The sequence below is a fragment of the Streptomyces sp. NBC_01775 genome (assembly GCF_035917675.1).
GTDB lineage: Bacteria > Actinomycetota > Actinomycetes > Streptomycetales > Streptomycetaceae > Streptomyces.
Map to the genome: position 1 here is coordinate 7869534 of NZ_CP109104.1, position 24437 is coordinate 7893970.

At 72.2% G+C, this 24437-nt stretch carries 22 protein-coding genes; 15 read left to right on the forward strand and 7 right to left on the reverse strand.

The features are described 5' to 3' along the window. Positions 1-2: 2 nt before the first annotated feature. Both OHB04_RS34750 and OHB04_RS34755 read left to right on the forward strand, forming a co-directional pair. Complete coding sequence (locus OHB04_RS34750; protein WP_326809005.1) at positions 3-569, forward strand: hypothetical protein; 567 nt, start codon at positions 3-5, stop codon at positions 567-569. A 2-nt stretch (positions 570-571) separates the two neighbouring features. Next, positions 572-1120 carry a hypothetical protein gene (locus OHB04_RS34755; protein WP_326809006.1) on the forward strand — a complete coding sequence of 183 codons (549 nt, stop codon included), beginning with the start codon at positions 572-574 and terminating at the stop codon, positions 1118-1120. Positions 1121-1272: 152 nt separating this feature from the next. On the opposite strand, the gene OHB04_RS34760 is transcribed toward OHB04_RS34755, so the two are convergent. After that, a complete protein-coding gene (locus OHB04_RS34760; RefSeq protein WP_326809007.1) occupies positions 1273-2358 on the reverse strand; it encodes an FAD-dependent oxidoreductase in 1086 nt (361 codons plus the stop codon). Between the two features lie 265 nt (positions 2359-2623). Here OHB04_RS34760 and OHB04_RS34765 point away from each other — a divergent pair, with 265 nt between their 5' ends. After that, a complete protein-coding gene (locus OHB04_RS34765; RefSeq protein ID WP_326691606.1) occupies positions 2624-3319 on the forward strand; it encodes a hypothetical protein in 696 nt (231 codons plus the stop codon). Continuing rightward, positions 3316-3759: a hypothetical protein gene (locus tag OHB04_RS34770; RefSeq protein ID WP_326691607.1), complete on the forward strand. Its 444-nt coding sequence runs from the start codon at positions 3316-3318 to the stop codon at positions 3757-3759. Before OHB04_RS34765 ends, OHB04_RS34770 begins: the two co-directional genes overlap by 4 nt. 192 nt (positions 3760-3951) lie before the next feature. Here the strand turns inward: OHB04_RS34770 and OHB04_RS34775 are convergent, their stop codons facing one another. The 3 genes from OHB04_RS34775 to otnK form a co-directional block, all read right to left on the reverse strand. After that, the gene (locus OHB04_RS34775; protein WP_326691608.1) at positions 3952-4167 is read right to left on the reverse strand and encodes a DUF4236 domain-containing protein; all 216 of its coding nucleotides are present in this window, start codon (positions 4165-4167) and stop codon (positions 3952-3954) included. A 152-nt stretch (positions 4168-4319) separates the two neighbouring features. Further along, positions 4320-4982 (reverse strand): class II aldolase/adducin family protein, encoded by a 663-nt coding sequence (locus tag OHB04_RS34780; protein WP_326691609.1) that lies wholly within the window; start codon positions 4980-4982, stop codon positions 4320-4322. Continuing rightward, the gene (otnK, locus tag OHB04_RS34785; RefSeq protein WP_326691611.1) at positions 4979-6352 is read right to left on the reverse strand and encodes a 3-oxo-tetronate kinase; all 1374 of its coding nucleotides are present in this window, start codon (positions 6350-6352) and stop codon (positions 4979-4981) included. Before otnK ends, OHB04_RS34780 begins: the two co-directional genes overlap by 4 nt. Positions 6353-6553: 201 nt before the next feature. Between otnK and OHB04_RS34790 the strand changes: the two genes are divergently transcribed. The 3 genes from OHB04_RS34790 to OHB04_RS34800 all read left to right on the forward strand — a co-directional run bounded on the left by OHB04_RS34790 (position 6554) and on the right by OHB04_RS34800 (position 10241). Then, positions 6554-7975, forward strand: a complete 1422-nt coding sequence (locus tag OHB04_RS34790; protein ID WP_326809008.1) for a homoserine dehydrogenase — start codon at positions 6554-6556, stop codon at positions 7973-7975. Then, on the forward strand, positions 7972-9327 hold the full coding sequence (locus OHB04_RS34795) for a GntT/GntP/DsdX family permease (protein ID WP_326691613.1): 1356 nt from the start codon (positions 7972-7974) through the stop codon (positions 9325-9327). Before OHB04_RS34790 ends, OHB04_RS34795 begins: the two co-directional genes overlap by 4 nt. Positions 9328-9443: 116 nt before the next feature. Further along, complete coding sequence (locus tag OHB04_RS34800; protein WP_326809009.1) at positions 9444-10241, forward strand: DeoR/GlpR family DNA-binding transcription regulator; 798 nt, start codon at positions 9444-9446, stop codon at positions 10239-10241. Positions 10242-10310: 69 nt separating this feature from the next. On the opposite strand, the gene OHB04_RS34805 is transcribed toward OHB04_RS34800, so the two are convergent. Further along, positions 10311-10922: an acyl-CoA-like ligand-binding transcription factor gene (locus OHB04_RS34805; protein WP_326691615.1), complete on the reverse strand. Its 612-nt coding sequence runs from the start codon at positions 10920-10922 to the stop codon at positions 10311-10313. An 81-nt stretch (positions 10923-11003) separates the two neighbouring features. Here OHB04_RS34805 and OHB04_RS34810 point away from each other — a divergent pair, with 81 nt between their 5' ends. Then, complete coding sequence (locus OHB04_RS34810; RefSeq protein WP_326809010.1) at positions 11004-11942, forward strand: oxidoreductase; 939 nt, start codon at positions 11004-11006, stop codon at positions 11940-11942. A gap of 79 nt (positions 11943-12021) precedes the next feature. Here OHB04_RS34810 and OHB04_RS34815 read toward each other — a convergent pair whose 3' ends face one another. After that, positions 12022-13548: an MFS transporter gene (locus OHB04_RS34815; RefSeq protein ID WP_326809011.1), complete on the reverse strand. Its 1527-nt coding sequence runs from the start codon at positions 13546-13548 to the stop codon at positions 12022-12024. A gap of 120 nt (positions 13549-13668) precedes the next feature. Between OHB04_RS34815 and OHB04_RS34820 the strand changes: the two genes are divergently transcribed. From OHB04_RS34820 to OHB04_RS34840, 5 genes are all read left to right on the forward strand, one after another. Then, positions 13669-14649 (forward strand): Lrp/AsnC family transcriptional regulator, encoded by a 981-nt coding sequence (locus tag OHB04_RS34820; protein ID WP_326809012.1) that lies wholly within the window; start codon positions 13669-13671, stop codon positions 14647-14649. A 196-nt stretch (positions 14650-14845) separates the two neighbouring features. Continuing rightward, on the forward strand, positions 14846-15328 hold the full coding sequence (locus tag OHB04_RS34825) for a nuclear transport factor 2 family protein (protein WP_326809013.1): 483 nt from the start codon (positions 14846-14848) through the stop codon (positions 15326-15328). 139 nt (positions 15329-15467) lie between these two features. Beyond that, positions 15468-16433 (forward strand): hypothetical protein, encoded by a 966-nt coding sequence (locus OHB04_RS42000; RefSeq protein ID WP_442815029.1) that lies wholly within the window; start codon positions 15468-15470, stop codon positions 16431-16433. Positions 16434-16472: 39 nt separating this feature from the next. Next, the gene (locus OHB04_RS34835; RefSeq protein ID WP_326809014.1) at positions 16473-16811 is read left to right on the forward strand and encodes a hypothetical protein; all 339 of its coding nucleotides are present in this window, start codon (positions 16473-16475) and stop codon (positions 16809-16811) included. 179 nt (positions 16812-16990) lie between these two features. Further along, the gene (locus tag OHB04_RS34840; protein ID WP_326691621.1) at positions 16991-17257 is read left to right on the forward strand and encodes a WXG100 family type VII secretion target; all 267 of its coding nucleotides are present in this window, start codon (positions 16991-16993) and stop codon (positions 17255-17257) included. A gap of 127 nt (positions 17258-17384) precedes the next feature. On the opposite strand, the gene OHB04_RS34845 is transcribed toward OHB04_RS34840, so the two are convergent. After that, complete coding sequence (locus OHB04_RS34845; RefSeq protein WP_326691622.1) at positions 17385-21824, reverse strand: FtsK/SpoIIIE domain-containing protein; 4440 nt, start codon at positions 21822-21824, stop codon at positions 17385-17387. A gap of 175 nt (positions 21825-21999) precedes the next feature. Here OHB04_RS34845 and OHB04_RS34850 point away from each other — a divergent pair, with 175 nt between their 5' ends. Together OHB04_RS34850 and OHB04_RS34855 are read left to right on the forward strand one after the other, a co-directional pair. After that, positions 22000-22305, forward strand: coding sequence for a hypothetical protein (locus OHB04_RS34850; RefSeq protein WP_326691623.1), 306 nt, complete (start codon positions 22000-22002; stop codon positions 22303-22305). A gap of 19 nt (positions 22306-22324) precedes the next feature. Beyond that, complete coding sequence (locus OHB04_RS34855; RefSeq protein WP_326691624.1) at positions 22325-24337, forward strand: hypothetical protein; 2013 nt, start codon at positions 22325-22327, stop codon at positions 24335-24337. Positions 24338-24437 lie beyond the last annotated feature (100 nt).

Consider the following 24437-nt stretch of genomic DNA (forward strand, 5'->3'; position numbering starts at 1 on the left):
AAATGACCGGAACCAGGCACGTCGCGCGAGGGGCCTTCGTCCCGCTCGCCTCCGCACTCGTCCTCGTCCTCACGGCCTGCTCCGGGGGCGGTGGCAGGGAATACACGATCCCCAAGCAGTTCTGCGGGACGAAGATCCCGAAGGAGGCGATCGAACCGCTGCTTCCTGACGGAAAGGAGCTGAAGCAGTCGCCGCCCCGGGACCTGTCCGACGGCAACGACACGGTCATCACATGTGCGGTGTCCATCGACGGGAGCGCCATGCTCTCGCTTCGGAGGACGGAGCTCGACAAGCCGCTGACCGACGGCGACAAGCGCGTGTCCCGGAAGACGTTGCACGATTCCCGGTCCGTGCACCTGCCGGATGTGCACTGGGCAGTGCAGGGTGACGACGAGCTCCACCTGTCCACGCCCTGCAAGAGCAGCCGCGCGGATTCGCGCTCGTATCTTTTCGACTTCCGTGATGGGAAAGAGCAGTCGTCTTCTCCACGCCTCTCCCGTAAGGACATCCTGCGATTCGCGAAGGCGTTCGTGCCCCGGGACAAGAAGAAGGGTGGCTGCACCCGTTGAGCGTGGGAAGCGTCAGGCACGCCGCACGGCGTGTGCTCCTGCCGCTTGCCGCCGTGGCCCTTCTCCTCCCGGCCGTCTCGGGGTGTGCGGGCCGGGAGTACGACCTGCCGCGTGACATCTGCGGGGTGAAGGTCTCCAAGGGTGTGCTCGACCCGCTGCTGCCGGATGGCGAGAAGCTCGAACAGAAGCGGGAGCGGCGTGAGCACATCGACCGGCACTTCGTGCGCTGCGACGTGACCGTCGATGGCGGGGACGGGCTCTACATCACGCTCTATGAGATGCCGAGTGTGGACCGTAAGGGATCCACCGAGGACCACCCCCGGTACATCAAGAATCCCCCCTTCTCCGGCTGGGCCGAGGTGCGGGACGGCAAGAGCCTGGGAAGTACGGCGTGCCGGGAGGGCTCCAAGAACAGGTCCGACGCCCTCACGTTCACGTTCTCCCTCCACACCGTGAAGGGCGACGGGGAGGAGGAGCGCCGTGCGGCGACCGAGCGCTTCGTCAAGGCGTGGCTCCCCGGCGAGAAGAAGAAGGAGGGCTGCACCCGCTGAGCTGGGGTCCAGGGCCTGGGCGCGGTGGCGGCTCACGAGACGCTCCGCAGCCCGGGGGTCCGGGCCTGGCACGGGAGGCGTCGAGGGCGGTGAGGTCGGCATTCAGCGTGGGGCCTGCACGCCTTGACGATGACCGTCCGCAGGCGGCGCCTTTACGCGGGCAGCGCGCGTACCAGCGAGTCGCGCAGTCGGGTGCGTTCTGCGGACATGAAGCGGTGCAGGGTGCGTGACCCGAGGGCCACACGCTGGGCGCTGCGCCGCCGCTCGGCGTCGTAGGCCCGCAGGGCTGCGCCCAGCCCGGCTGCGCCCTGCCCGGTCCGCCCGGCGATCGCGCGGCTCAGGGCCTCGGCGTCCAGGAGTGCGGTGCACGCGCCCTGGCCCAGGTTGGGTGTCATGGCGTGCGCCGCGTCGCCGACCAGTGCGATCCGTCCCTCGGTGACGAAGGCCGGCAGCGCGGGGTACAGGTGCCGCATCTCGTAGCGGATCCAGGTGGCCGGGTCGGTCTCGCGGAGGATGCGCGGGATCGGGTCGTGCCAGCCGTCGAAGTAGGCGCGCACCTCGTCCGCGCTGTCCGGACCGTCCGCGCTGTCCGGACCGGCGGCGGGCACCGTGGCGTACCAGTTGGTGCGGCCGGGCTCGATGGGCGTCATGCCGAAGAAGCGGCCCTTACCCCACGTCTCGCCGTGGACGCCGCTCTCGAGGTCCGCGACGCCGATCCAGGCGACGGTGCCGACGTGGCGGGGCGTGCTGTGCTCCCCGAACCGGGCCGTGCGCACCGTGCTGCGCAGGCCGTCGGCGCCCACGACCAGATCGTGCCCCGCGAGCAGCTTGTCCACATCCTCGGCGGTCTCGGCCCGGTCCCCGAAGGCGAGAGGTACGTCGCCGAACCGCTCCAGCTCCGCCAGCAGCGCGTCGATCAAGTACGGCCGCGAGATGAGCACTTCGGGGCGGCCCGCCTTCCGCTCGATCCGCTCCAGCGGCAGGCTCGCCAGCACGGCGCCCGCCGGGGTGCGGATGCGCGCGCCCCGGTAGGGCACCGCGCGGGCATGGAAGGCCTCGCCCACGCCCAGCCGTTCGAGAGCGGACTGTGCGGTGGGGTGGATACCGAACGCCGTGCCGTACCGCTCGGGTCCCTCGCGCCGCTCCCGCACCGAGACCTGCCATCCGGCCCGCCGCAGCCCGATCGCCGTGGCCAGCCCGCCCACTCCCGCACCCACGACCACCGCTGTCCCGCCCATGCGGCTTCCCCCGCTCCGGTCGCCCGTATCCACCACGGCTGTGGTGGTGCTACGTCTGTGGTACCACGACTGGGGTGACAGGGCAAGGATCGGAGACCAGGGGGCGATGTCCATCACGCGGGGCGTTTACGGGCGTTGGGGCGGGCTACCCGACCGCCGCCGGGCCCCGGAGCCGGGGCTCAACGACCCATCAGATCGGCTCCCGCCACATGCGCGACGGACCGTGACGGACCGCGCGACGTGCCGGGAGCCGGAGAGGGCGGACATGTTCACCATCTTGCTCATCGTCGGTCTCGTCGTGATCCTGGCCGTCGCCCTCGGCCTGGCCCTCCGCTTCACGCAGGGTGCGGGCGTCGGGGGGCCGGGCGTGAAGCGGCGCTTCGGACCCGAGTACGACCGTGCCGTGGCTCGCCACAACGGCGACACCAAGGCCGCCAGGCGCGAGCTGAACGACCGGCTGCGGCGTTATGGCTCGCTGAAGGAGAAGCCGCTGGTACCCGGCGCGCAGGAGCGGTACGCCGAGCGCTGGACCGCGGTTCAGGAGCACTTCGTGGAGTCGCCGCCCGCGGCGCTGAACGAGGCGGACGTGCTGCTGGCCCAGCTGTCCACCGACCGCGGCTACCCGCCGAACGTCACGTTCGAGGAGCGCATCGACGCGCTGTCGGTGCACCACGCCCACCACGTGCACGGATACCTGCGCGTCCACGAGGCGCTGCGCGGTGAGAACACCGAGGAGATGCGCGCGGCCTTCCTGGAGGCGCGTGGCCTGTTCGAGGTGCTGGCCACCCCGCACCACGACGGCACGACGCACGGGCGCGGACTCGGACACACCCGTGGCATCGGCCGCACGCACGACAAGCACGAGCCGACGTCCGCTGCGGGACGCGGACGCGAGTCCGGCCGCGGCGGCCGAGCTCGCTGGACGCCGGGCTACCCGATGAAGGGGGGCGAAGCCCGATGACGGCCGACGCCGAACGCCCCAGGACCGCGCCCCTGCCTCCCACGCCTCCTCCCGTACCCCAGCCCCCGGCGGGAACTTCGGGAGCGAGCGGCCGGACAGGCCCCGCACCCGGGCGAGGCAAGGGGGCCCCGGCCGCGCCGCCCGCCCCCGCGGGGACGTCCCTCAAGACAGAGCGGCTGCTCCCGGAGGGACGGAGCGAGCAGCTGGACCTGCGCCTCCAGCACGCGGTCAGCACCTTCGTCGAAGACCCGCGCGCAGCCGTGCGGGAGGCCGACGAGGCGTTCGAGGAAGCGGCGAACCAACTGACCGAGACCCTCGCGGAGTTGCGGCGCTTCCTCAGGTCGGGCTGGCACGACCAGCAGGGCGAGTCCGGTACGGAGGAGCTGCGCCGTGCCCTCCAGCAGTACCGCGACAACACCCAGCGGCTGCTGCGGATGTGAGACACCGCTGCGGCACACGGGCTGCGGCACGCGAAGAGCTGCCCCCGTGCGGCGGACCGGCGAAAGCTGGTCCGCCGCACGGGGGCGGTGTACGACGGCCCGGCCGCCGCGCGCTGCCCGCTGCCCGGCCGCCGCACTGAGCCCCGAGCCCGCCTCCGAAGCGGGCTCAGGGCTCAGTGTCCGTGGGCGGGCTCAGTGCCTGTGGCTGCGCCCCTTGTGCGATCGGCTGCTTCGGGTCTTCCGGTAGCCGAAGGGCCCGGGCAGATCCATCGACGTGGTTCGGCGGCCTGTGGAGCTGTAGGTCCTGCGCGGGCCCCGGCCGCCCGTGGTGAAGGACACCGACTTGCGGTTGACGTTCATCCGGACCCCCGGCAGGATCCGGAAGCTCTTGCGGAAGGTGATCCCCATGGGATGTCCACTCCTTCTGCCGTTCCATTTCTTTCGTTCTCCGGAGCCCGGCCCGCACGTCGCGAGCTGGTCGCTCCCGCCCGCCGGGTACCCACCCACCCGCCCTCGACGCGGCGCGAGTTGAGGCGGTGCGGCACCGTTTCCGGCCCGTCTCAGACTGTGCCGTCTCCCGCGTCGCAGGCGTCCCAGTGCGTTCCGTAGCGCCGGGCGAGCTCGCGGGCCCGCGCGTCCTCCAGCGGGTTCGGCCGGGTCCCGGCGAGCAGGATCAGGAGGGCGGCTGCCTCCTCCAACTCCACGGCGGCGTCCACGGCCGCCTTCATCGAGGTGCCGGCGGCCACGGGGCCGTGGTTCTGGAGCAGTGCGGCGTGGAAGCCGAAGCCGAGCCGCTCCACCAGGAGGGCCTGGTCCGGGTCGCCCGGCTCCGCGTACGGGATCAGCGGCGTCTGGCCGACCCGCATGACGAAGTACGGCGTCAGCGGGGGCAGCGCGCTCCGTGCGGACCACGGCGGCAGACAGCTGACGGCCGTCGCGTGCCGGGAGTGCAGGTGGACGACGGCTCTCAGCGCGGGGTCCCGCCGGTAGAAGGCGGTGTGCAGCGGGAACTCCTTCGAGGGGCGCGGGCCCGCCACGTGCGTCCCGTCCGGCGTGAGTTCGCTGAGCGCGCCGGCGTCGAGCGCGGCGAGATCGGTGCCCGTCGGGGTGAGCAGGACGCGGTCGCCGTCGCGGACGCTGAGGTTGCCCGAGGAGCCGGGGCTCAGCCCGAGGCCCGCCAAGTGTGCGCCCGCCGCCGCGAGTTCGTCACGTATGCCGTTCATGCCAGCGCGTCCCAGGCCGAGGTGAACAGGTCGGTCGCCCCGAAGTTGCCGGATTTCAACGCGAGGTCGATCCTCCGCGCCGGGCCTTCCCCGGCCTGTGCCCCCGTGCCGACTCCCCCCGCGTCGGCTCGCGTCCCCGCTCCGGGCTGCGTCCCCTCCCGGGCCCGCGGCTCCGCCGTCGCCCAGGAGACGCCGGGCCCCAGCGGGGCGCCCATCCGCAGCGTATGGATGCCGAGTGCGGTGACCACGGCGCCCGAGGTCTCCCCGCCCGCCACGAGCAGCCGGGTCGCCCCCGCGCGCACCAGGCCGACCGCACAGCGGGCGAGCGCGCGCTCCACCAGCTCCGCCGGTGAGCCGCCGTCATCCGCGCCGGGTGCCGACCGTTCGACGTCGCTCTCCTCGCCGACGGCGTAGATCAGGGGCGGGTGCGACGGATCGTCTCGCCAGCAGTGGACGGCGAACCCGGTGAGCGCGGCCACGGCCGCCTCGAAGTCGTCGCGCAGCGCGCCGAGGTCGAGCTTGCGGTGCGGCAGGTGCGCGCGGCCGTGGGCGACCTGTGCGCGGGTGGCCGCCGAGGCGCTGCCGGACAGCACGGCGCCCCGGGCCGAGGGGCCCGCCTCGGCGGCGCGGGCCCGCGCCGACTCCGCGTCCGGGCGCGGGCCCGTCAGCCCGAGCGCGAGCCCGGCGGCGCCGGTGACCAGCGGCAGCTCGTCCGTGGCGGCGGCCAGGACGCGCAGGTCGTCGTCGGTGGTGGCGTCGGCGACGATCAGCCCGTTCTGGCACGCGGGCTCCGCCAGCACCGCGCGGACGGCGGCGGCACCGGCGCGCACCGTCTCGTGGGGGAGGGCGTGCACGGCCCGCCGGGTCTGCGGGGCCAGCAGGCGGCCGAGGTGGGCGTCGTGCATCGGTGTGAGGGGGTGGTCGCGCATCGGGCTCTCGTCCAGGAGGTCGTCGTGGACGAAGAGCCGCGAGCGGTAGACGGTGCGCCCCGTGGCGGGGAAGGAGGGGACGACCACCGTGTGCCGCTCGCCCAGCTCGTCGAGCAGCGCGTCGGTGACGGGGCCGATGTTGCCCTGCGGGGTGGAGTCGAAGGTGGAGCAGTACTTGAAGTAGAAGCGCGCGCAGCCGGCCGCGCGCAGGGCCCGCAAGGCGCTGACCGAGTCGCGCACCGCCGTCTCCACGGGTGCGGTGCGCGACTTGAGGGCGACGACGACCGCGTCCACGCCCGAGGGGCCCTCGCCTGCGGCGCGCAGGGCGGCCGGGTCCGGCGGGCCGACGGTCACCTCGGTACGGAAACCCCGGGCGACCAGCATCGTGGCGAGGTCTGTCGCGCCGGTGAAGTCGTCGGCGATGGCCCCAAGGATCGGCATCGGCCCTCCAGTTCGCGTACGGGCGGGGCCGTCGCGCCGGTGGCGATAACCCCTGTGAGCTGCACCTACGTACGGTGCATGTGAAGTTATGTTACCAGTATTGACTCTAATGTTAAGCGAGGCTTAGTTTCTGTTAATCGGTGTGGGCCCGGCGCGGAGAGCCGCCGTCACCGCCGCACCGAGCACCCGCCGAGGAGCCCCATGAACGTGCACCACCTCTTCGCCGACACCGGCGACCGACCCGTCCGCTACGCGCTCTCGGGTGCGGGCGGCGGCTTCGCCCGCACCCTGCTCGCCCAGACCCGGCACCTGGCCCGCCTCCACCCCGTCGCCCTGTGCGACGTGGACGTGGCACGGCTGCGCGAGGTGTGCCGCGAACTGGGCTACGCCGAGGACGAGTTGGCCGTATGCCCCGACGCGGCAGCCGTCACGGAGGCCACCCGCGCCGGACGGATCGCGCTCATCGCGGACGCCGGGCTCCTGGGTGCCGCGGAGTGGGACATCCTGGTCGAGGCCACCGGCAGCCCCGCGCACGGCTACGCGATGGCCAGGGAAGCGCTGCTGTCCGGGCGGCACGTCGCCATGGTCAGCAAGGAGGTCGACTCCGTCGCCGGGCTCCACCTTGCCGAACTGGCCCAGGAGCGGGGCCTCGTGTACACCACCGCCGACGGCGATCAGCCCGCCAACCTGATCGGCCTGGTCACCTGGGCCGAGACCCTCGGCCTGGAGATCGTCGCGATCGGCAAGTCCACCGAGTACGACCTCGTCCTCGACCCGGAGGCCGGGACGGTCACCCAGCTCGACACCACCGTGCCGGCCCCCGGCCTGGCCGGCCTCCTCCAGCTCGGGGAGGACATACGGGCCACCCTGGAAGCCCGCGCCGAGGCCGTCGCCGCGCTGCCCACCGGCGCCACGGCCGACTACTGCGAGATGGCCGTCGTCGCCAACGCCACCGGCTTCCGCCCCGACACCGAGGCGCTGCACTACCCCGTGGCCCGCGTCGCCGAACTGGCCGACGTCTACGCCCCGCGCGAGGACGGCGGAGTACTGCACCGTCCCGGCGCCGTCGACGTGTTCACCGCGCTACGGCTGCCCGGCGAGGCGTCCTTCGCGGGCGGCGTCTTCGTCGTCGTCCGCACCCACGACCCGGAGACCTGGCGCACGCTCGCGGCCAAGGGCCATGTCGTCAGCCGCGACGGGCGGCACGCGGCGGTCTATCTGCCCTACCACCTCATGGGTGTCGAGACGCCCCTCTCGCTGCTCTCCGCCGTCCTGCACCACCGCCCCTCCGGCGGCACCGATCCGCGTGGCGTCGCCGTCCTCGCGGGCCGCGCCGAGCGCGACCTGCCCGCAGGCAGCCCGCTGACCACCGTCGGCCACCACCACGACGTGACCGGCGTGCGCGCCGTACTGCTGGGTGACGAGGACGCACCCCCCGACGTGGCCCCGCTCTACCTCGCCGGGAACGCCCGGCTGCGGCGCGATGTCGCCCAGGGCGCGCTGCTCACCCTCGACGACATCGAGGACTACGACACCGGCCTGCGTGCCGCCTGGGAAGCGGGCCGCGCCGCACGCCCCGCCGAGCCCCGGCCGGCCGCACGCCTCTCGGAGCGCCGGTCATGAGCGCGGACATCCAGCATCTGCTGCTCGCCGCCGCGGCCATCGCCGTCCTCGTGCTGCTGATCACCAAGTGCAAGCTGCACCCGTTCCTGGCCCTCGCCATCAGCGCCCTCGGTCTCGGCTTCGCCAACGGCCTCTCGCCCACAAAGACCGTCGAGCACTTCGAGAGCGGCTTCGGCGACGCTCTCAGCGGCACCGGACCCGTCATCGGCCTCGGCACGATCCTCGGCGGGATCCTGCTGGGCTCCGGCGGCGCAGACAAGATCGCCACGGCCTTCATCGGCACCCGCCCGGTGAAGTGGATCCCGACCGCCATCGCCGCCGCGGCCCTGCTGATCGGGATGCCGCACCTCTTCGACGTCAGCTTCGTGATGCTCGTACCGCTGGTCTACGCGGTCGCCCAGCGCACCGGCTCCCACCTGCTGTTCGTCGGGCTCCCCATGGCCGCCGGACTCTACGTCTCGCACGGTCTGCTGCCCCCGCACCCCGCACCCACCCTGGCCGTGCAGGCGTATCACGCCAGCACGGGTCTCACCCTGCTCTACGGGCTGATCATCGCCGTCCCCCTGGCGATCGTCACCGGTCCGCTGCTGACGCGGGTGGCCGCACGCTGGTTCGGCCCGGCGCCCGACCTGGGCAAGGGCCCCGTACCCGACCCCGGACCCGCGCCCGAGGACGCCCGACGCCCCGTCTCGCTGACCCTGGCGCTGATCACGGTGCTGCTGCCCGCCGCGCTGATGCTCACCGGCACCCTGGGCACCGCCGTGGCCACCGAAGGAACATGGGCATACACCCTCTTCGAGGCGTGCGACACCCCCGTCCTGTCGCTGATCGCGGCGGTCGTCTTCGCCTTCTTCGCGCTGGGGGTCCGCTCGGGATTCGGGCTGGGCCAGCTCCAGAAGATGGCGGGAAAGGGCCTGGGCCCCGTCGGCGCCATCATCCTGATCCTCGGCGCGGGCGGCGCCCTGAAGGAGATGCTGTCGGCCACCGGCGTCGACGACGTCATCTCGCACTACGCGGTCGACTGGTCGATACCCCCGCTGATCCTCGCCTGGGGCGTCGCGGCGCTGCTGCGCATCTGCCTGGGCTCGGCGACGGTGGCGACAGCGGCGGCGACCGGCATCGTGGCCCCGCTCGTCGGCGCCTACCCCGGGCTCTCCCCGGAGCTGCTGGTGCTGGCCACGGCCTCGGGAGCGGTGATGCTCTCCCATGTGAACGACTCGGGGTTCTGGCTGTTCAAGGAGTACTTCCAGCTCAGCATCGCCCAGACGTTCCGCACCTGGACGCTGATGCTCTCGCTCCAGTCCGTGCTGAGCCTCGGGGGCATCCTGCTGCTGAGCACGGTGGTGGGCTGAGGAGCGGTGGGCTGAGATCCGGACGTGCGATTCGGGCAAGATGAGGGCTGCGGGCGGGCCCGCGAACGGCATCGCGGGCGGGCCGCGAACGACGGATCAGGACGGAGAAACGCAGCATGGCCTCCTCGGAAGAGCCACCGCTCATCCCAGACCAGCGACGCGAACTCCTGGTGAAGCACCTGCGCCGCGAGGGCGTGCTCAGCGTTCAGCAGATCACCCAGCTCTTCGGCGTCTCGCACATGACGGTTCGCCGGGACATCGCCGAACTGGAAAGCCAGGGCCTGGTCTTCTCCGTCCCCGGCGGGGTGCGGATCGCCAACCAGCTCCACTCCGAGCCCAGTTTCCAGGCCAAGTCCCAGGTCGAGCAGCCGGAGAAGCGCGCGATGGCCGGGGCGGCGGCGGAGCTGGTCCACGACGGGATGACCGTCTACCTGGACGCGGGCACCACGCTGCTGGCGATGGTGCCGCACCTGACGGAGCGCGAGGGGCTCACGGTCGTCACCAACGACTTCGGAGCCGTCGAACGCCTCTTCCCGGCCCGCCAGGTGACCGTCATCCACGTCGGCGGTCAGGTGGAGCCCGACAACCACTCCAGCGTCGGCCGGCTGGCGGCGGCCACCATCCGCCAACTGGCCTTCGACCTCGCCTTCATCAGCACCAGCTCCTGGGACCTGCTGCGCGGGGTGACCACTCCGTCCGAGGCGAAGGTGGAGGTCAAGCAGGCCGCCATGGCCGCCGCCTCCCAGTCGGTGCTGGTGGCGGGCTCCTCGAAATACGGCACCTTCGGCATGTACAAGGTCGCGGCGCTCAGCGCCTTCGACACCGTCCTCACCGACGCCGCGCTCACCGAGCCCGCGGCCCAGGGCATCCGCGCCGCGGGCGCCGACCTGCGGCTGATCACCCCGGAGCGGTAACCCGGCACCGGGCGGCCACCGGCCGGATCCCCGCCGCCCCCGCCGGCCCTCTTCGCCCCGCGCCGGGGCTTACCGTACGACGGCGTCCAGTGCCGGGGCGATGACGGCGAAGGCGCGGTCGGTCAGTTCGGCGGGGTCCAGGGCGCCGTCGCTGCCGCTCCACCGCTCCAGCACCGTGCCGAAGGCGGTCAGCGCCGTCCCGGCCGCCAGGCGCGGATACAGATCGGTGTCGCTCGCGAGCCCCAGACGGTGTGCCAACTCCTCCGCCAGATCGTCGCGCCATCGCACCTGACGCTCCAGGAAGTGCGCGTGCAAGGCGGGCGTCCGCAGGATCAGCCGCACCACCCGCAGCGCTCTGTCCCCGTGCTCGGCGCAGGTGGCGAGGGGGACGCGGACGGCATGCGGCAGCGCCACGGAGGGCGGCTCCCCGGCGGGGCGGGCCGCCAACTCGGCCCGCATACCGGCGCCCATGTCCGTCAGGAACCGGACGACCACGTCCTCCTTGGACGCGAAGTACCGGAAGAAGGTCCGCCGCGATACTCCGGCGGCGCTCACGATCTCGTCGACGGTGACCGCTTCGTAGCCTTTCGACGCGAGCAATTGCAGCGCTGCCTCGGTCAGTTCGTCCGAGACGAGCTGACGCTTGCGCTGGGCCAGGCTGACTTCAGGGCGGGTACTCACACGGCAATCCTACACGCCATGCCGCGTATGGCACTCAGGATCGTGTTGACACTGTGTGCCATCGTCAGCAATATGTGCCACATGAAGCCACAGCAGCGCTGGAGCGCGGAGCAGATACCGGACCAGAGGACGCGGGTGTTCGTCGTCACCGGGGCCGCCAGCGGTCTCGGCCTGGCCACCGCCCGGGCACTCGCCCGCCGTGGCGGGCACGTGATCCTCGCGGTACGCGACGAGGAGAAGGGCTGCCGGGCGGTCGCGGACCTCACCGCCGAACAGCCCGACGCCGATCTGGAGGTGCGCCACCTCGACCTGGCGGACCTCGCGTCGGTCCGGTCCTTCGCCGAGCGGTTGCGCGCGGACCGGACCCGCCTGGACGTACTCGTCAACAACGCCGGGGTGATGGCACCGCCCCGCTCGCTGAGTGCGCAGGGCCACGAGTTGCAGCTCGCCTGCAACCACCTCGGCCACTTCGCGCTCACCGGGCTGCTGCTGGACCTGCTGACCGCCGGGCGCGATCCTCGTGTGGTCACCGTCAGTTCGGTCAACCACCGGCAAGGGCGCCTCTTCTTCGACGACCTGCACGGCGAGCGCCGCTACCGGCCCATGACCTATTACAACCAGTCGAAGCTCGCCAACGCCGTCTTCGGCCACGAGCTCCACCGGCGGCTGACCGAGGCGGGCAGCCCCGTACGCAGTGTGCTCGCCCACCCCGGCTACACCGCCACCAACTTGCAGAAGAACGGTCCGACCGGCCTGTGGCGCGTGGTGCTCGGCCGCATCGGCAACCCGCTGTTCGCCCAGACCCCGGCCCGGGGCGCACTGCCACAGCTGTACGCGGCGACCGCTCAGGACGTGGCGGGCGGCCAGTTCATCGGGCCGGACGGTCCGGGCGAGTTGCGCGGCGGACCGACCCGGGTGGAGCTCTCCCCGGCGGCGGCCGATCCCGGGACCGGCCGCCGCCTGTGGGAGGTGTCGGAAGAGCTGACCAGCGTGCGCTTCGACTTTCCGGCCCAGGTCTGAGGGATCCGACCCCGGCCTGATCTGAGGGCGCTGACCCGGGCCCGAACGGGCGGGCGCGGGGCCTCGGTCGGTCAGGCGGTCAGTGCGGGGCCCGCACCGGCTCGGGCGCCGGCCCCGGAACCGGCTCGGCGGCCTTCGGCCGGCGGGTCAGCCAGAGCACGAGCGCCGCACCGGCCACCGACAGCGCGCCGGCGGTCAGGGCGAGCGTGTTGTGGCCGGTGGCGAAGACCGCGTGCAGGGTGTGCTCGAAGGAGGCCCGCTCTCCGGCGGGTACGGCGGCGAGCAGCGTGTCGGCCCCGCCGCCGGAGAGAGTCCGCGCCGTGGCCTCCGGGTCGGCGGCCTCGCCGTCCAGCGAACAGCTCATGGCGGAGACCGCGAGGGAGCCGAAGACGGCGACGCCGACGGCATAGCCGAGCTGTTCGCACGTGCTGTAGGCACCGGACGCCATCCCGGCGCGCCCGGCGGGCACCGAGCCGAGGGCGAGGGAGGCCGCCACCTGGAAGACCAGCCCCATGCCGACCCCGCTCAGCGCCAGCCCGCCCACCAGCACCGGCCAGCCGGACCCCGGGCCCAGAAAGCCCTCCAGCCCCGTCCCGAGCCCGGCCAGCAGCAGTCCCAGACCGGCGCCCAGCCGGGGCGAGGGCTTGGGCATCCACCGCCCGCACAGCACCGCCACCAGCCCGGCGGCCACGGCGTGCGGCAGCACGACCAGCCCGGCGCCGATGGGGGAGAGCTGCTGAACGGACTGCAACCACAGCGAGGTGTACGGCAGGATTCCGTACACCGTGCCCTCGCCGAGCGCGATCGTGATCATCGCGGCGGTGAACGCCGGACGGCGGAACAAGGACAGGTCCAGCAGCGGATGCGTGCTGCGGCGCTGCACGGCGACGAAGGCCGCGAACGCCACCAGCGCCATGCCCAGCGGCACCAGCGTCCCCGCCGAGATCCAGCCCCCGGCATGCGAGGCGGTCAGCGCGTACACGAGCCCGCCCGCACCGAGTGCGCACAGCGCGACCCCGGGAACATCCAGGCGCCGGGCGGCAGTCCGGTCCGGCGTGGAGCGCGGGACGAACCGGAAGGTCATCGCCAGGGCGAGGAGGGTGACGGGGATGTTGACGTAGAAGATCCACCGCCAGTCCAGAGCCTGGGTGAGCAGCCCGCCCAGGACCGGGCCCAGCGCGGAGGCGCTGGAGGCCACCGCCGCCCAGACGCCGAAGGCCAGCCCCAGCCGGCGCCCCGAGTACAGGGTACTGATCAGGGACAAGGTGGTGGTGAACATCGCCGCGGCGCCCACGCCCTGCACCAGGCGGGCGGCGATCAGCCACTCCATGCCCGGTGACAGCGCGCAGGCCACCGAGGCCACCGCGAACACGACCAGCCCCACCGTGTAGACCCGGCGCCGCCCGTGCCGGTCGGCCACCATGCCCGCGCCCAGCAGTGCCGCGGCCACCGCGAGCGCGTAGCCGTCGGCGACCCACTGGAGCTGTGACAGGGACGAGCCGAGGGAAGCGGACATGGACGGCAGCGCGACCAGCACGATCGTGACGTCGATGAGCAGCATGAACGTGCCCAGACAGAGGGCGGCCAACGGCCCCCAGATACGCATGACAAGAACCCCCACAGGGAGAGGAAGGGAAGGAAGCGCCCACCTTCCTGTCCGCGCCGCGCGGGTCCCAAGGCATATCCTGCGGCCTGGAAGATTCCGGCACAGAAGCGAGGCATCGCGGTGGATTCAGTCGACCTGGACGCTCTCGACCAGGACCTGCTGGAGGCCCTCCAGTTCGACGGCCGGGCCCCCTTCAGTCACCTCGCCCGCCGCCTGGGCGTCTCCGAGCGCACCGTCGCACGCCGCTACCAGCGCCTGCGCGGCCTGGGGCTGCGTATCGTCGGCCGGCCCAACCCCACCCGGCTGGGGCTCGTCCGCTGGCTGCTGCGGCTGCGCTGCACCCCCGACGCGGCCGGCACCATCGCCGACGCGCTGGCCCGCCGCCCCGACACCAGCTGGGTGACCCTCGCCTCCGGCGGCACCGAGCTCTACTGCGCCGTCAACACGCGCACTTCGGACGAGCGCAACGCCCTGCTGCTGCACAAACTGCCGCGCACGCCCCATGTGCTCTCGGTGAGCGCCCACTGCATGATGCGCACCTTCGTCGGCGCCACCAGCACCTGGCACGCCACCCGCTTCCGCCCCGCCACCCCCGCGGTGGATTCCGCCGTCACCCCGGCGGACGCGGTGGATTCCGGCACCCGCGTCAGCCCTCTGTCCCTGGACGCCACCGACCGCACCTTGTTCGCCGAGCTGGCCCGGGACGGGCGCGCCACCTTGCCCGAGCTCAGCAAGGCCACCGGCCGGTCACCCTCCAGTGTCCAGCGCCACCTCGAACGGCTGCGCGGCGAAGACGCTTTGGACCTCTCCGTCGACTTCGACCCCCAACTCCTCGGCTACCACATGAGCACCCAGATCTGGCTCAATGTGGCACCCGCCCACCTGCGCACCGTCGGTGAGACCCTCGCGGGACATCCAGCCATCGCCTTCGCCGCCGCCATCACGGGCACGTCCAACCTCGTGGCCAGCGGCGTCTTCCGCACGCCCGCCGACCTGTACGACTACATCGACCGGCGGATCGGCCCCCTGCCGGGCATCCAGAACCTGGAAACCACCCCCACCCTGCGCGAAGTCAAACGCCTCGCTCCGGCCCTCCCGTGACCGAGCGCTTCAGCCGTTCTGGCTCGACCTCTGTGGTGGCAGCGCAGTGCGTGATCGTGGCCCGAGGAAGGTGCCCCATCGCTGCTGGCCGCTGATTACTCCTGGAGTAATCGACCGCTCTCCCCTTCCCCGGCAGGATCAAGCACACCGCCGGGAACCCCCGCCGGGATCCGGCCGCAGCCGCGAGGAGAGCGCCATGTCCGTCAAGTCCAGTGACGCCAAGGCGAGCAAGTCCAGCGACACCACGGCGAGTTCATCCACCGCGGCGAATTCCCCCGCCGACGCCACCCGGACCGTCGTGCGGAAGTTCCTGGCCGCCCGGATGGCCGGGGACACCGGGCGGCTCGTGGAACTCTTCGCCGACGAGGTCGACTGGCTGCTCGCCGAGAACCCCGTCGTCCCCTGGATCCGGCCGCGCTCCACCGCCGCCGAATGCGCCGCCCAGGTCACGGAGTTGATGGAGTACACCGTTCCGGAGGACGCGCGCGCCTCCGTCGACACCTTCCTCGTCGACGGCACCGACGCCGTCTTGACGGGGCATGTGTCGGGGACGGTACGCGCGACGGGAAAGTCTTTCGCGGGCCCGTTCGCACTGCACCTCACCGTCGAGGAAGGCCGGGTCACCCGGCACCACCTCTACGAGAACAGCCTGTCGATCGCCGAGGCCTGCACCCCGTAAGGGCGGGAGTGGCCGGGCCCCGCAGAGCGGACGACGGCACTTGAACCGGAATCCCCTGAAAGATCTTTTGGTCGGGAACCACCAGCCCTGACACCACTTCGACCCACCGGAGGGTGCCGCTGCCGAGGAAAGCACCGGCGTGGACGGCGAAGCGCGGATCGCGCAGCTCACCGACCGTGCAGGGCACAGCATCACCTTCGAGTACGACGCGGAGACGGGCACGCCGACGCGGCTCGTCCACAGCGGCGGCTACGAGGTGAAACTGACGGTCGAGGACGAGCGCGTCACGGCGCTGCTTCTCGGACACACGGACGGGCCCGACAGCACGGTCAAGCGTTACGGCTACACCGAGGGTGACCTGACCGAAGTCACCAATTCATCAGGTCTTCCGCTGCGGTTCGAGTACGACGACGAGCGGTCAGATCGACCCACTGGGCAACCGCACCCGTATCGAGCGCGACGCACACAACAAGACCGCTGTCGCACACGGACGCGCTGGGCAGGACGGCTACCCTCAGCTACGACGAGGCGGGCCGCGTGGCGACAGTCACGCGCCCGGACGCCTCCACGGCCACCCTCATCCGCGACGAGCCGGGCCGGCCGACCGTCACCAGCGACCCGCTCGGCCTCGCCCCGGCGCCCAACCTATGTCCACAATCCGCACGCCGTCACCGACGTCCTCGGACTCGCGCCCAAGTGCGGGCCGAGCCTGAAGGACCGGCTCAAGGGACTGTTCGGCAAGGGCGGCGGGAACGACGCACCCGCTCCCGAGCCGCCCAGGGAGCCCCTGGCCCTGCCACCGGGCCGCCCGGACATCGGCGAGCTTGCCACCCTGCACGGCCCCTTCCACCGGAAGGGCTCCCCGACGCAGACTCCCGACGTGGCACAGCAGGTGGTGGACAGCAGTGAGTTGTGGGGACGGGTGCCGCGTAACGCCCAGGTGGAGGCGGCGCAGGCACATGTCGGTCCCATCCCGCCGGATGCGGGAGCCGGCAGTTTCGAGTTCTACACTTCATCCCAGCCAACAGGAATTTCCTACAGATCCGGTTACGCAACCTGGGATCTGGGGGGGCGAGGGCGTGGGCCACGTCTTCCACAATGGTGAGGACTTCGCCCGCATCCCGGTGTTCGTCACGGAGGTGAGATGACGATGGAGCGCGTCGACGCTGCTCTGCTGCTCCGCGTCGTACAGGCCGCCTATCTCGACCTGACGACGGAGGAAGCCGTCCAGCGCTGGGGGGATCCCGACATCACCTGGGACGACCTCGGCCCCTGGAACAGTTTCGTGTTCCGGCTCGCGGACGGCACCCTCGCCGGGCTGGTCCGCGAGGTCGAGAACGCGCCGAAACCCGGCTACTTCCTGGTCGCCGGCAACGAGCAGACGGGAAACCCCACCGGGGTGGACCCGGCGGATGCGCTGACCGCCTTCCTGGCGGAGGCCGGGCTGGAGGAGAGCCGGGTGCTGATCCATGGTTCCGGCTGACGGGCGCGGCACGCCTGCCCGGGGTCTGCACCGAGAGTACGACACCCGGCGAGCCCACCACGGCCCACGGCAGGTCCGTAACGGCAGCGGGGCTGAAGCGTGACAAGACGCGGGTACCTTCCGGACGTTGGTGCGTTACGGTTTCGGCAAGCTGTCAAAGACTGAACGGGGAGGCTTCTATGACGATGAACGGTGCCGATCTGGCACGGCTGCGCGAGCTGGCGACGAAGTTCGACGGGGACGCGACGCAGCTTCAGGGAGTGATTACCAGCCTTCAGACGGCCTGCACCGACAGTGGGGGCTACTGGACGGGTAACAAGGCGGACAGTTTCCGCACCGAGTGGGAGGGCCTCAAGCCGACGTTCGACCGGTTCGTGGAGACGTTGCAGGAGGCCGGCCGCGCGGCCAGGACCAACGCCGACAACATCGATCAGGTCACCAACTGACCGCAGCGTCACACCAACTGGCCACTGCGCCAGGACGCGGGAAGCGGGCCGCAGCCGACAGGGCTGCGGCCCGCCTCCCGTTTCCGCCTTCCGGCGGGGCCGCCCCGGTCCGGACGGGGCGGCCCGGCTACGCCTCGGTGACCGCCTGCACCGGCATCGTGTCGCCGCTGAGGACCAGCAGCCCGCGTCCCGGCGCCCCCGCGCTGTTGGTGCGGGGCAGCCGGATGGACAGCAGCTCGCCGTCCGAGTTGTTCTGCGGGGACAGCAGCATGCCGCTGCGCGAGCGCCGTGACTGCTTCACGAAGCCCCGGTACTGCGCGGTGAGGGTGTCGGTCGTCCCGGCGGCCAGCACCGCGTGGTCACCGTCCACGCCGGTGCGCACCACCGACTCCAGCACCGCGTCCAGCGGGGTGTCGTACACCAGCTCGGCGTCGTCGACGACCACCGCGTACCGCTCCCCGGCGGCGCGGGTGAGCACCTCCTGCAACTCGGCGGCGGCCGAGGTGTCCTGGAGCAGCCCCAGCACCCCGGGCGCCCCCGCCAGCTCGCGCAGCGGGGAGCGCTTGGGGGTGATCACGACCAGCGGCAGCCCCGCGCGCAGCAGCGAGCGCGCGGCGGACAGCAGCGCCGTGGAGCGGCCGGACTTGGGCGGTCCGGCGATGACGAAGCCGGGCCCGTGCTGGGTGAGGTCCACCCCTACCGGAGCCAGCTCGTCCCCGCCCACGCCCACGAGCGCCCACATCGACGAGGGCGGCACGAAGTCCGGGTCGAGCGCCAGCGCCTCGCGCTCCGTGGCCCGGGCCGGCAGCGCGTCCACACGGATGGGACGCAGCCCGCGCGGCGGGCGGCCGTACGTCTCGGCCGCCGTGGTGGCGATGTCGCGCAGGGCCTGGACCTGGGCCTGGCCCGAGGCGTCGGAGGCCAAAAGCGCGATCTGGCTCTCCAGCACCCCGTCGTCACCCGGCTTGAGGGCCCGCCCCGGCGGGAGGTGGGAGGGCACGTCCCGGGGCGCCATACCGGCCGTGTTGTAGTCGTTGGGATCGGCCAGCCGCAGGATCAGCCGGTCGCCGAACGACGAGGAGACGGTGCCCGCGAGCCCGCTCCGCCCCGCGGTCATCACCACCCGCAGGCCCACCGAAGGGCCTTCGCGGAACAGCTGTGTCATGGAGTCGATGAGCTTGCCGTAGTCGTACGCCTCGAAAGCGGCGGTGTAGCTCTCCCAGCCGTCCAGCAGAAGCACCATCCACGGCAGCCGCTCCTGCGGTGTGGCGGCCGTGGCCCGCTGCTCGGCGACGCCCGTCACGCCCGTGCGCGCCAGGAGTTGCTGGCGCCGGGAGACTTCGGCGTGCAGCCGGCCGAGCAGGCGGGTGAGCCGGTCGGTCTGGCTCCGGGTGACGATGCCGCCGCAGTGGGGCAACTCGGCCAGCGGCGCCAGCGCGTTGGAGCCGCAGTCGACGCCGTACAGGTGGACGTCGCCCGGCGACGACGAGGCCGCCAGGGACCCGGCGATCGTGCGCAGCGTGGTGGAGCGGCCCGAGCGCGGACCGCCCACCAGCAGCAGATGATCCCCGTCCACCAGGTCGAGGGCCAGCGGGACCCGGGACTGCCGGGCCGGTACGTCGGTCACCCCGAAGACGGCCGGCTGGACGTCCCCGTGCGGGCGGTGCTCGACACCGGGCAGGCCCGCCACCGTCACCAGGTCCTCCAGCGGTTCCAGCCAGGGGCGGTACGGCTCCTCGAAGCCCATGGCGGTGGCGGTCTCGTTGACCGACTCCACCAGCAGCGCCAGATCCGTCAGCGGATCGTCCTCGGACCGCCCCGGCGGCCGGGGGCGCGCGGGCGCCGGGCGGCCGAGGCCCTCCCACTCCACGAGCGCCGCCCATGGCTCGGCCGTGACCGCCGCCTCGGGCCTGCGGCCTCCGACGCGGCCCGACTGGAAGGGCAGCAGCGAGGAAGCGCCCAGCCGGACCAGGGCGCGGCCCGGGGTGTTCTTGGAGATGAGGGAGGAGTCGGGCGCGTCGATCACGTCCTGGCTCTCCGCGTTGTCGGTGACCCGCAGCGCGATCCGCAAGTTGGTGTTGGCGCGGATCTCCGGTGACACCACGCCGCTGGGCCGCTGCGTCGCCAGGATGAGATGGATGCCCAGCGACCGGCCTCGCTGGGCGATGTTGACCAGCCCGGTGACGAAGTCCGGCAGCTCCCTGGCCATCGAGGCGAACTCGTCCACCACGATGAGCAGCCGGGGGAGCGGCTTGAGCGACGGGTCGCGGCGCGTGGCCAGGATGTGGTTCTCCAGGTCGTTCACGCCCGCCGCCTCCAGCACCCGCTCCCGGCGCCGCAGTTCGGCGCTGAGCGAGAGCAGGGCGCGCTCCACCAGGTGGGAGTCCAGGTCGGTCACCATGCCGACGGTGTGCGGCAACTGCTCGCAGCCCTTGAACGCGGCGCCGCCCTTGTAGTCGACCAGGACGAAGTTCATCGCGTCGGGCCGGTTGGCCACCGCGAGCGAGGCCACCAGTGTCTGGAGCAGCTCCGACTTGCCCGAGCCGGTCGTCCCGGCGACCAGCCCGTGCGGCCCGTCCCGTACGAGGTCGATGCTGAACGGGCCGTCGAAGGACTCGCCGATGACGGCGGCGGTCGAACGGCCGCCCGCCGCCCACCGCGCACCCACCCCGGCCGCCGACGGCGGCTCCAGACCCAGCAGGTCGAGCAGTCGGCAGGAGTCGGGCAGCGCACCCGCCTCCTTCTCGCTCACGTCCCGCACCGGCGCCATGGCGCGGGCCAGCGTCTCGCACCACGCGGGGGAGACACAGTCGGGGCGCACCGACTCCACCGGCTCCGCACCCACCTGCGAGACCTGGAGCAGCCCGAAGTGGTCCTCCTCCACGAGCGCGTGGCACTCCTCGGGAAGCAGGCTGCGGTCCGCGTCCAGGCAGACGAGGTGGATCCCGAAGCGCGGCCCCTCGCGCAGCAGCTGGGTCAGCCCCGGCAGCGCCCGAAGCTTGCGCGAACCGTCCAGCACCACCAGCACCGACGGGCCACGCCACTTTCGCTCGCCGCCCGGACCCTGCTCGCGCCCGGCCTCCTGACGGGCGCCGAGGGTGGCCAGCAGCTCGCTGATGCGGCGGGCCACGCTCTCCACGTCGGTGCCCAGCAGCGCGACCGCGCCGTGCTCCTCCCGGCCCCGGGCGTGCGGCAGCCAGCGCACCCACTCCCAGCTCTCACGCCCCGAGGACTCCGTGAGCACACACACCGTCAGATCGGCCGGGCTGTGCAGTGCCGCGGCCTGCGCGACCAGCCAGCGCCCGATGGAGCGGGGCAGCTCACCGCGCCCGGCCACCCCGAGGACGCCGTGGGTGCGCAGCGGGACGGAGACCGGTACGTCCGTGAGGCCGAGCGGCTCGGAGCGCCGGTGCTCCTGCTGGTTGGGGTCGGTCAGCTCCACCTCGGAGGGCAGGGTGCCGGTGCCGACGCGGAGCATCCCATGATCCTCGTCCTCCAGCCGCCGCTCCCACAGGCGCTGGCCGGGGCCCGTGGCCGCGAGATACAGCTCGGCCGGGTCGGGGCAGGCCACGCGGCGGGCCGCCGTCTCCTCGGCCATGGCCCTGCGCACCTGGTACTCGATGGAGACCTTGTGCTGTCCGTACTCGACGCGCATCCGACGGTAGGACTTCTTGCCGTGTTTGCGGTCGTAGAAGTGGTGGGTCAGCAGCGAGACGGGCGTCAGCACCGCCATGATCAGGTAGATCATGCTGCCCAGCAGCATCACCATGGCGACGGCGGCGGCCAGCGGCGCCAGCGCGACGACCCAGGGCAGCGGCCTGGCCTCCGACTGCTTGGGCCGGGTGGGCAGCTGGAACTTCGTCTTGCGCGGCGCGGGCGTGATGCGCGGCGGGCGGTTGTAGTCGAGGCCCGTGCCGTCCTGGGAGGGCTTGAGCGCGGTGTCGGGGAAGGACGGGGCGCGCAGCTCCAGCAGCGTGTGGCCCGCGGCGACGACGCTCCCGCGCCGCCAGACCGTGGGCCCCTCGACCGGGCGGCCGTCCAGCGTCACGCTGCTGCCGAACGCCGGGTGCAGCGTCACCCCGCCGTCCACGGCGACGTCGACCTCGCAGGCGGACCGCGGCAGCGTCGTGTCCGCGGGCCGGATCCAGGCGTCGGGTCCGCTTCCGACGACGGCCACGCCCGGGCCCAGCCGGTGTACCCCGCCCGCGTCGGGCCCGCCGACGACCCGCACCTCGACAGTCCCCTGCGCCTCGGGCGGCGGGCACGCCTGTGGTGCGCCGACGGAGACCAGCACGCCGTCACGGACCGGTGACTCGGCCAACGGCAGCGCGGGATCGAGCCGGAAGCCGTTGATGTGCAGCGGCGGCGCCTGCCCGTCGGGGGCTTCGGCGCCGTTCGCCCCGGCCTTGCCGCCGTTCTTCGCAGCTCCGCCGCCGGGCGGCGGCACGCCCAGCCGGCGGGAGATCTCCCGTGCCACGGAACCGACCGGATCGTCGGGCTCCGCGTCCACGAGAAGGTCCGCGCGGCGCTCTCGCACGGGGTCGATGGCGGTGAGTCGCAGTTCCACTGAAGTCCCCCGGGGCCTCGGCTCTGTGAACCGTTGAACCGATGTGCTCTGCGGCAATCATGCAACAACATGCAACAAGCCGCACCTTGCTCACAGTTCGACCTACGATTTAGGCAGCGCCGTGTACTGCGGGGACAGGCAGCGGCGACGGGGATGAACAAAGCAAGGGGGAAGCGTGAGCCAGCCCGCGGACAACCTGGTACCGAGCCCGATCAGGGCCGACCTCGAACTCCTTCGGGACGATGTGGTGCTCCAGCAGGAGACCATCGCCGGCGCGCTGGACCGTGCCGCGCAGGACATGGGGGAGGGGGGAGTCTGGGAGGGCCCGACGGCCGAGATCTTCGGCGCCGAGGTCGAGGGCCGCAAGACCGACGTGCACCGGCTCGCGGACGAGGTGCTCGCAGCGGTGGACGCCCAACTGAGCGTCACACCCGAGGAGATCCCGCTGAGTGATGCCCGGGCCTACCGGAAGATGATCTGAGGACGAAGGGGGACATCTGGTGACTGAACCAGACGGCGGGTACGGGTCGAGCTGTTTCAGCGGTATCGACCCCGGCCGGCTCAACACGATGATCAGTTCGCTGGACGGGGCCGTGGAGTCGCTGGGCGGCGCCCAGGCATCCTGGGTCAACCGGTTCTCCGCACTCGGGGTCGACACCGGGGCGCTCACCAGCCTCGGCGGCATCAGCTCCTGGGTGGAGGGCCAGCTGCCCATGCTCAAGCGGCGCTTCGACCTCGCGGTGGCCATCGAGCAGAACGCCCCGGACCCGAACCGGACCATGGTCCAGATCCCGGACACGCTCATGTCGCTGGAGGAGGCCCAGCGCAAGGGCAGGGAGCTGGCAGCGCGGCTGAACAACATCGACACCGTCGACCAGGCCGGCGCCGAGGAGATCCACGACATCGCCGAGGACCTGGCCCCCTACATCAACGACCCGGAGGTGGCCGCCGCCTTCTTCGCCGGGCTCGGCGAGAACAAGCTGGGGATACTGCCCGATCTGATGGCCCAGTCGGGCAGCACCACGGGAGCCGAGGACCTGGAGACCTTCAGCCGCGCGCTGGGCACGGCGGTCAGCGCCGAGTACCTGGCGACGCCCGGGTTCGACCAGGTCGAGGAGATGCTGCTCGCCCCCTCGGAGTACCCGTCGGACGCGTGGAGCCGCCTCGCGCTGCTCCAGTACGGCCACTTTCCCACCGAATTCATCGAGACCGCCGCGGAGAACCTCGCCCTCGACGACTTCGCCAAGGATCCGGACAGCACCGACTGGCGTGGCGGCTTTGGCACGTTGGCGTCCTCGCTCGGCCTGTCCGAGGACAATGTCGCGCTCGCCCTCAACCTGCTGGGCAAGGACTCCATCGCCGCTCGCAACGTGCTGTGGGGCATGCACCCGGGCAGCTACACGGAGGCCTTCGGCCAGTTCACCGACTACGCGGCCGGCCACGGCACGGGCGACGACGTGGCCGACGCGCTGGGCCGCGCCATGGAGTCCGGCTCCGGCGTGGGCACCGAACAGCCTGGCCAGCACAGCCCCGGCGCGGCCCAGTTCGCGTTCGAGACCATGGTCTTCATGGGGGACAAGGGCAAGGACACCCCGTGGAGCATGAAGGACTCCATGGCCAACCTCGCCGCCTCCTACATCCACGAGATGGCCACCGGCGCCCGCACCGAGGACGCCACGTACCGCGAATCCAGCCAGCAGGAGCCGCCCAACTTCACGGAGCTGCCCGGCATCAACCCGTCGTTCTTCCTCAGCCCGGGGGACACCGAGCAGTTCCTGACGACGTTCGCCGACAGCGACGAGGCGACCGACACCTTCGACATCGCGGCCGGGGCCTTCAGCGAGGAGGCCATCAGGGGAGCGGCGCAGATCGACGCCGACGCGGTGCTGGCCGGAGAGTCCGACCCCGACCAGATGTCCCGGGTCGCCGGGGCCTTCGGTGCCCTCGCGGGCGCCGAATACCGCGCGGAGGTCGCCGCGGGCAAGGACATGGACGAGCAGGAGGAGGCCGTCCGCGGGGTCTTCAAGGACATCTTCATGCTGGGCCTCGACGAGGTGCCCTTCGCCTCCAAGGTCGGCGAGTACTCGTGGAAGGCGGCGAAGTTCATGATCGGCAAGGGCGCCGACTCCTGGGTCGAGGGGGACGAGGAGAACTCTCACGAGAAGCAGATGGCCGCGCCGTACGCGAACTACGACCGGATGCAGCGCTTCGACATGACGAAGTACCTCTACGAGGCCGGCTATCCGGTAGAGCCCCCGCCGCCCGCGGAGTGCCTCAACCAGGACGGCACGCTCAAGTCCTACGACCAGCTCCGCGAGGAGGCCGAGACGGAGGCTCAGGCGTCCAACGGCGACCCCAACGCCGTCTTCCAGGGCAAGCTCCAGGCCCTCACCGACTGGTCGGACTCGACGGCCGAGAACGACGGCGACACCTTCGACCACAAGGTCGATGTGGCAGCCGGCGCCGCCGGCGGAACCACGGGGGCGGCGAACCCGCCGGACGGGCCCCGGTAGGACCCCTCGGGTATCCCCGGGCCCGCACGGGCCCGGGGATACCCGAAGTGCCCCGGGGCCCCTCCGAAGGTCCGGGGACCTCCCGAAGTGAGGGCCCCCG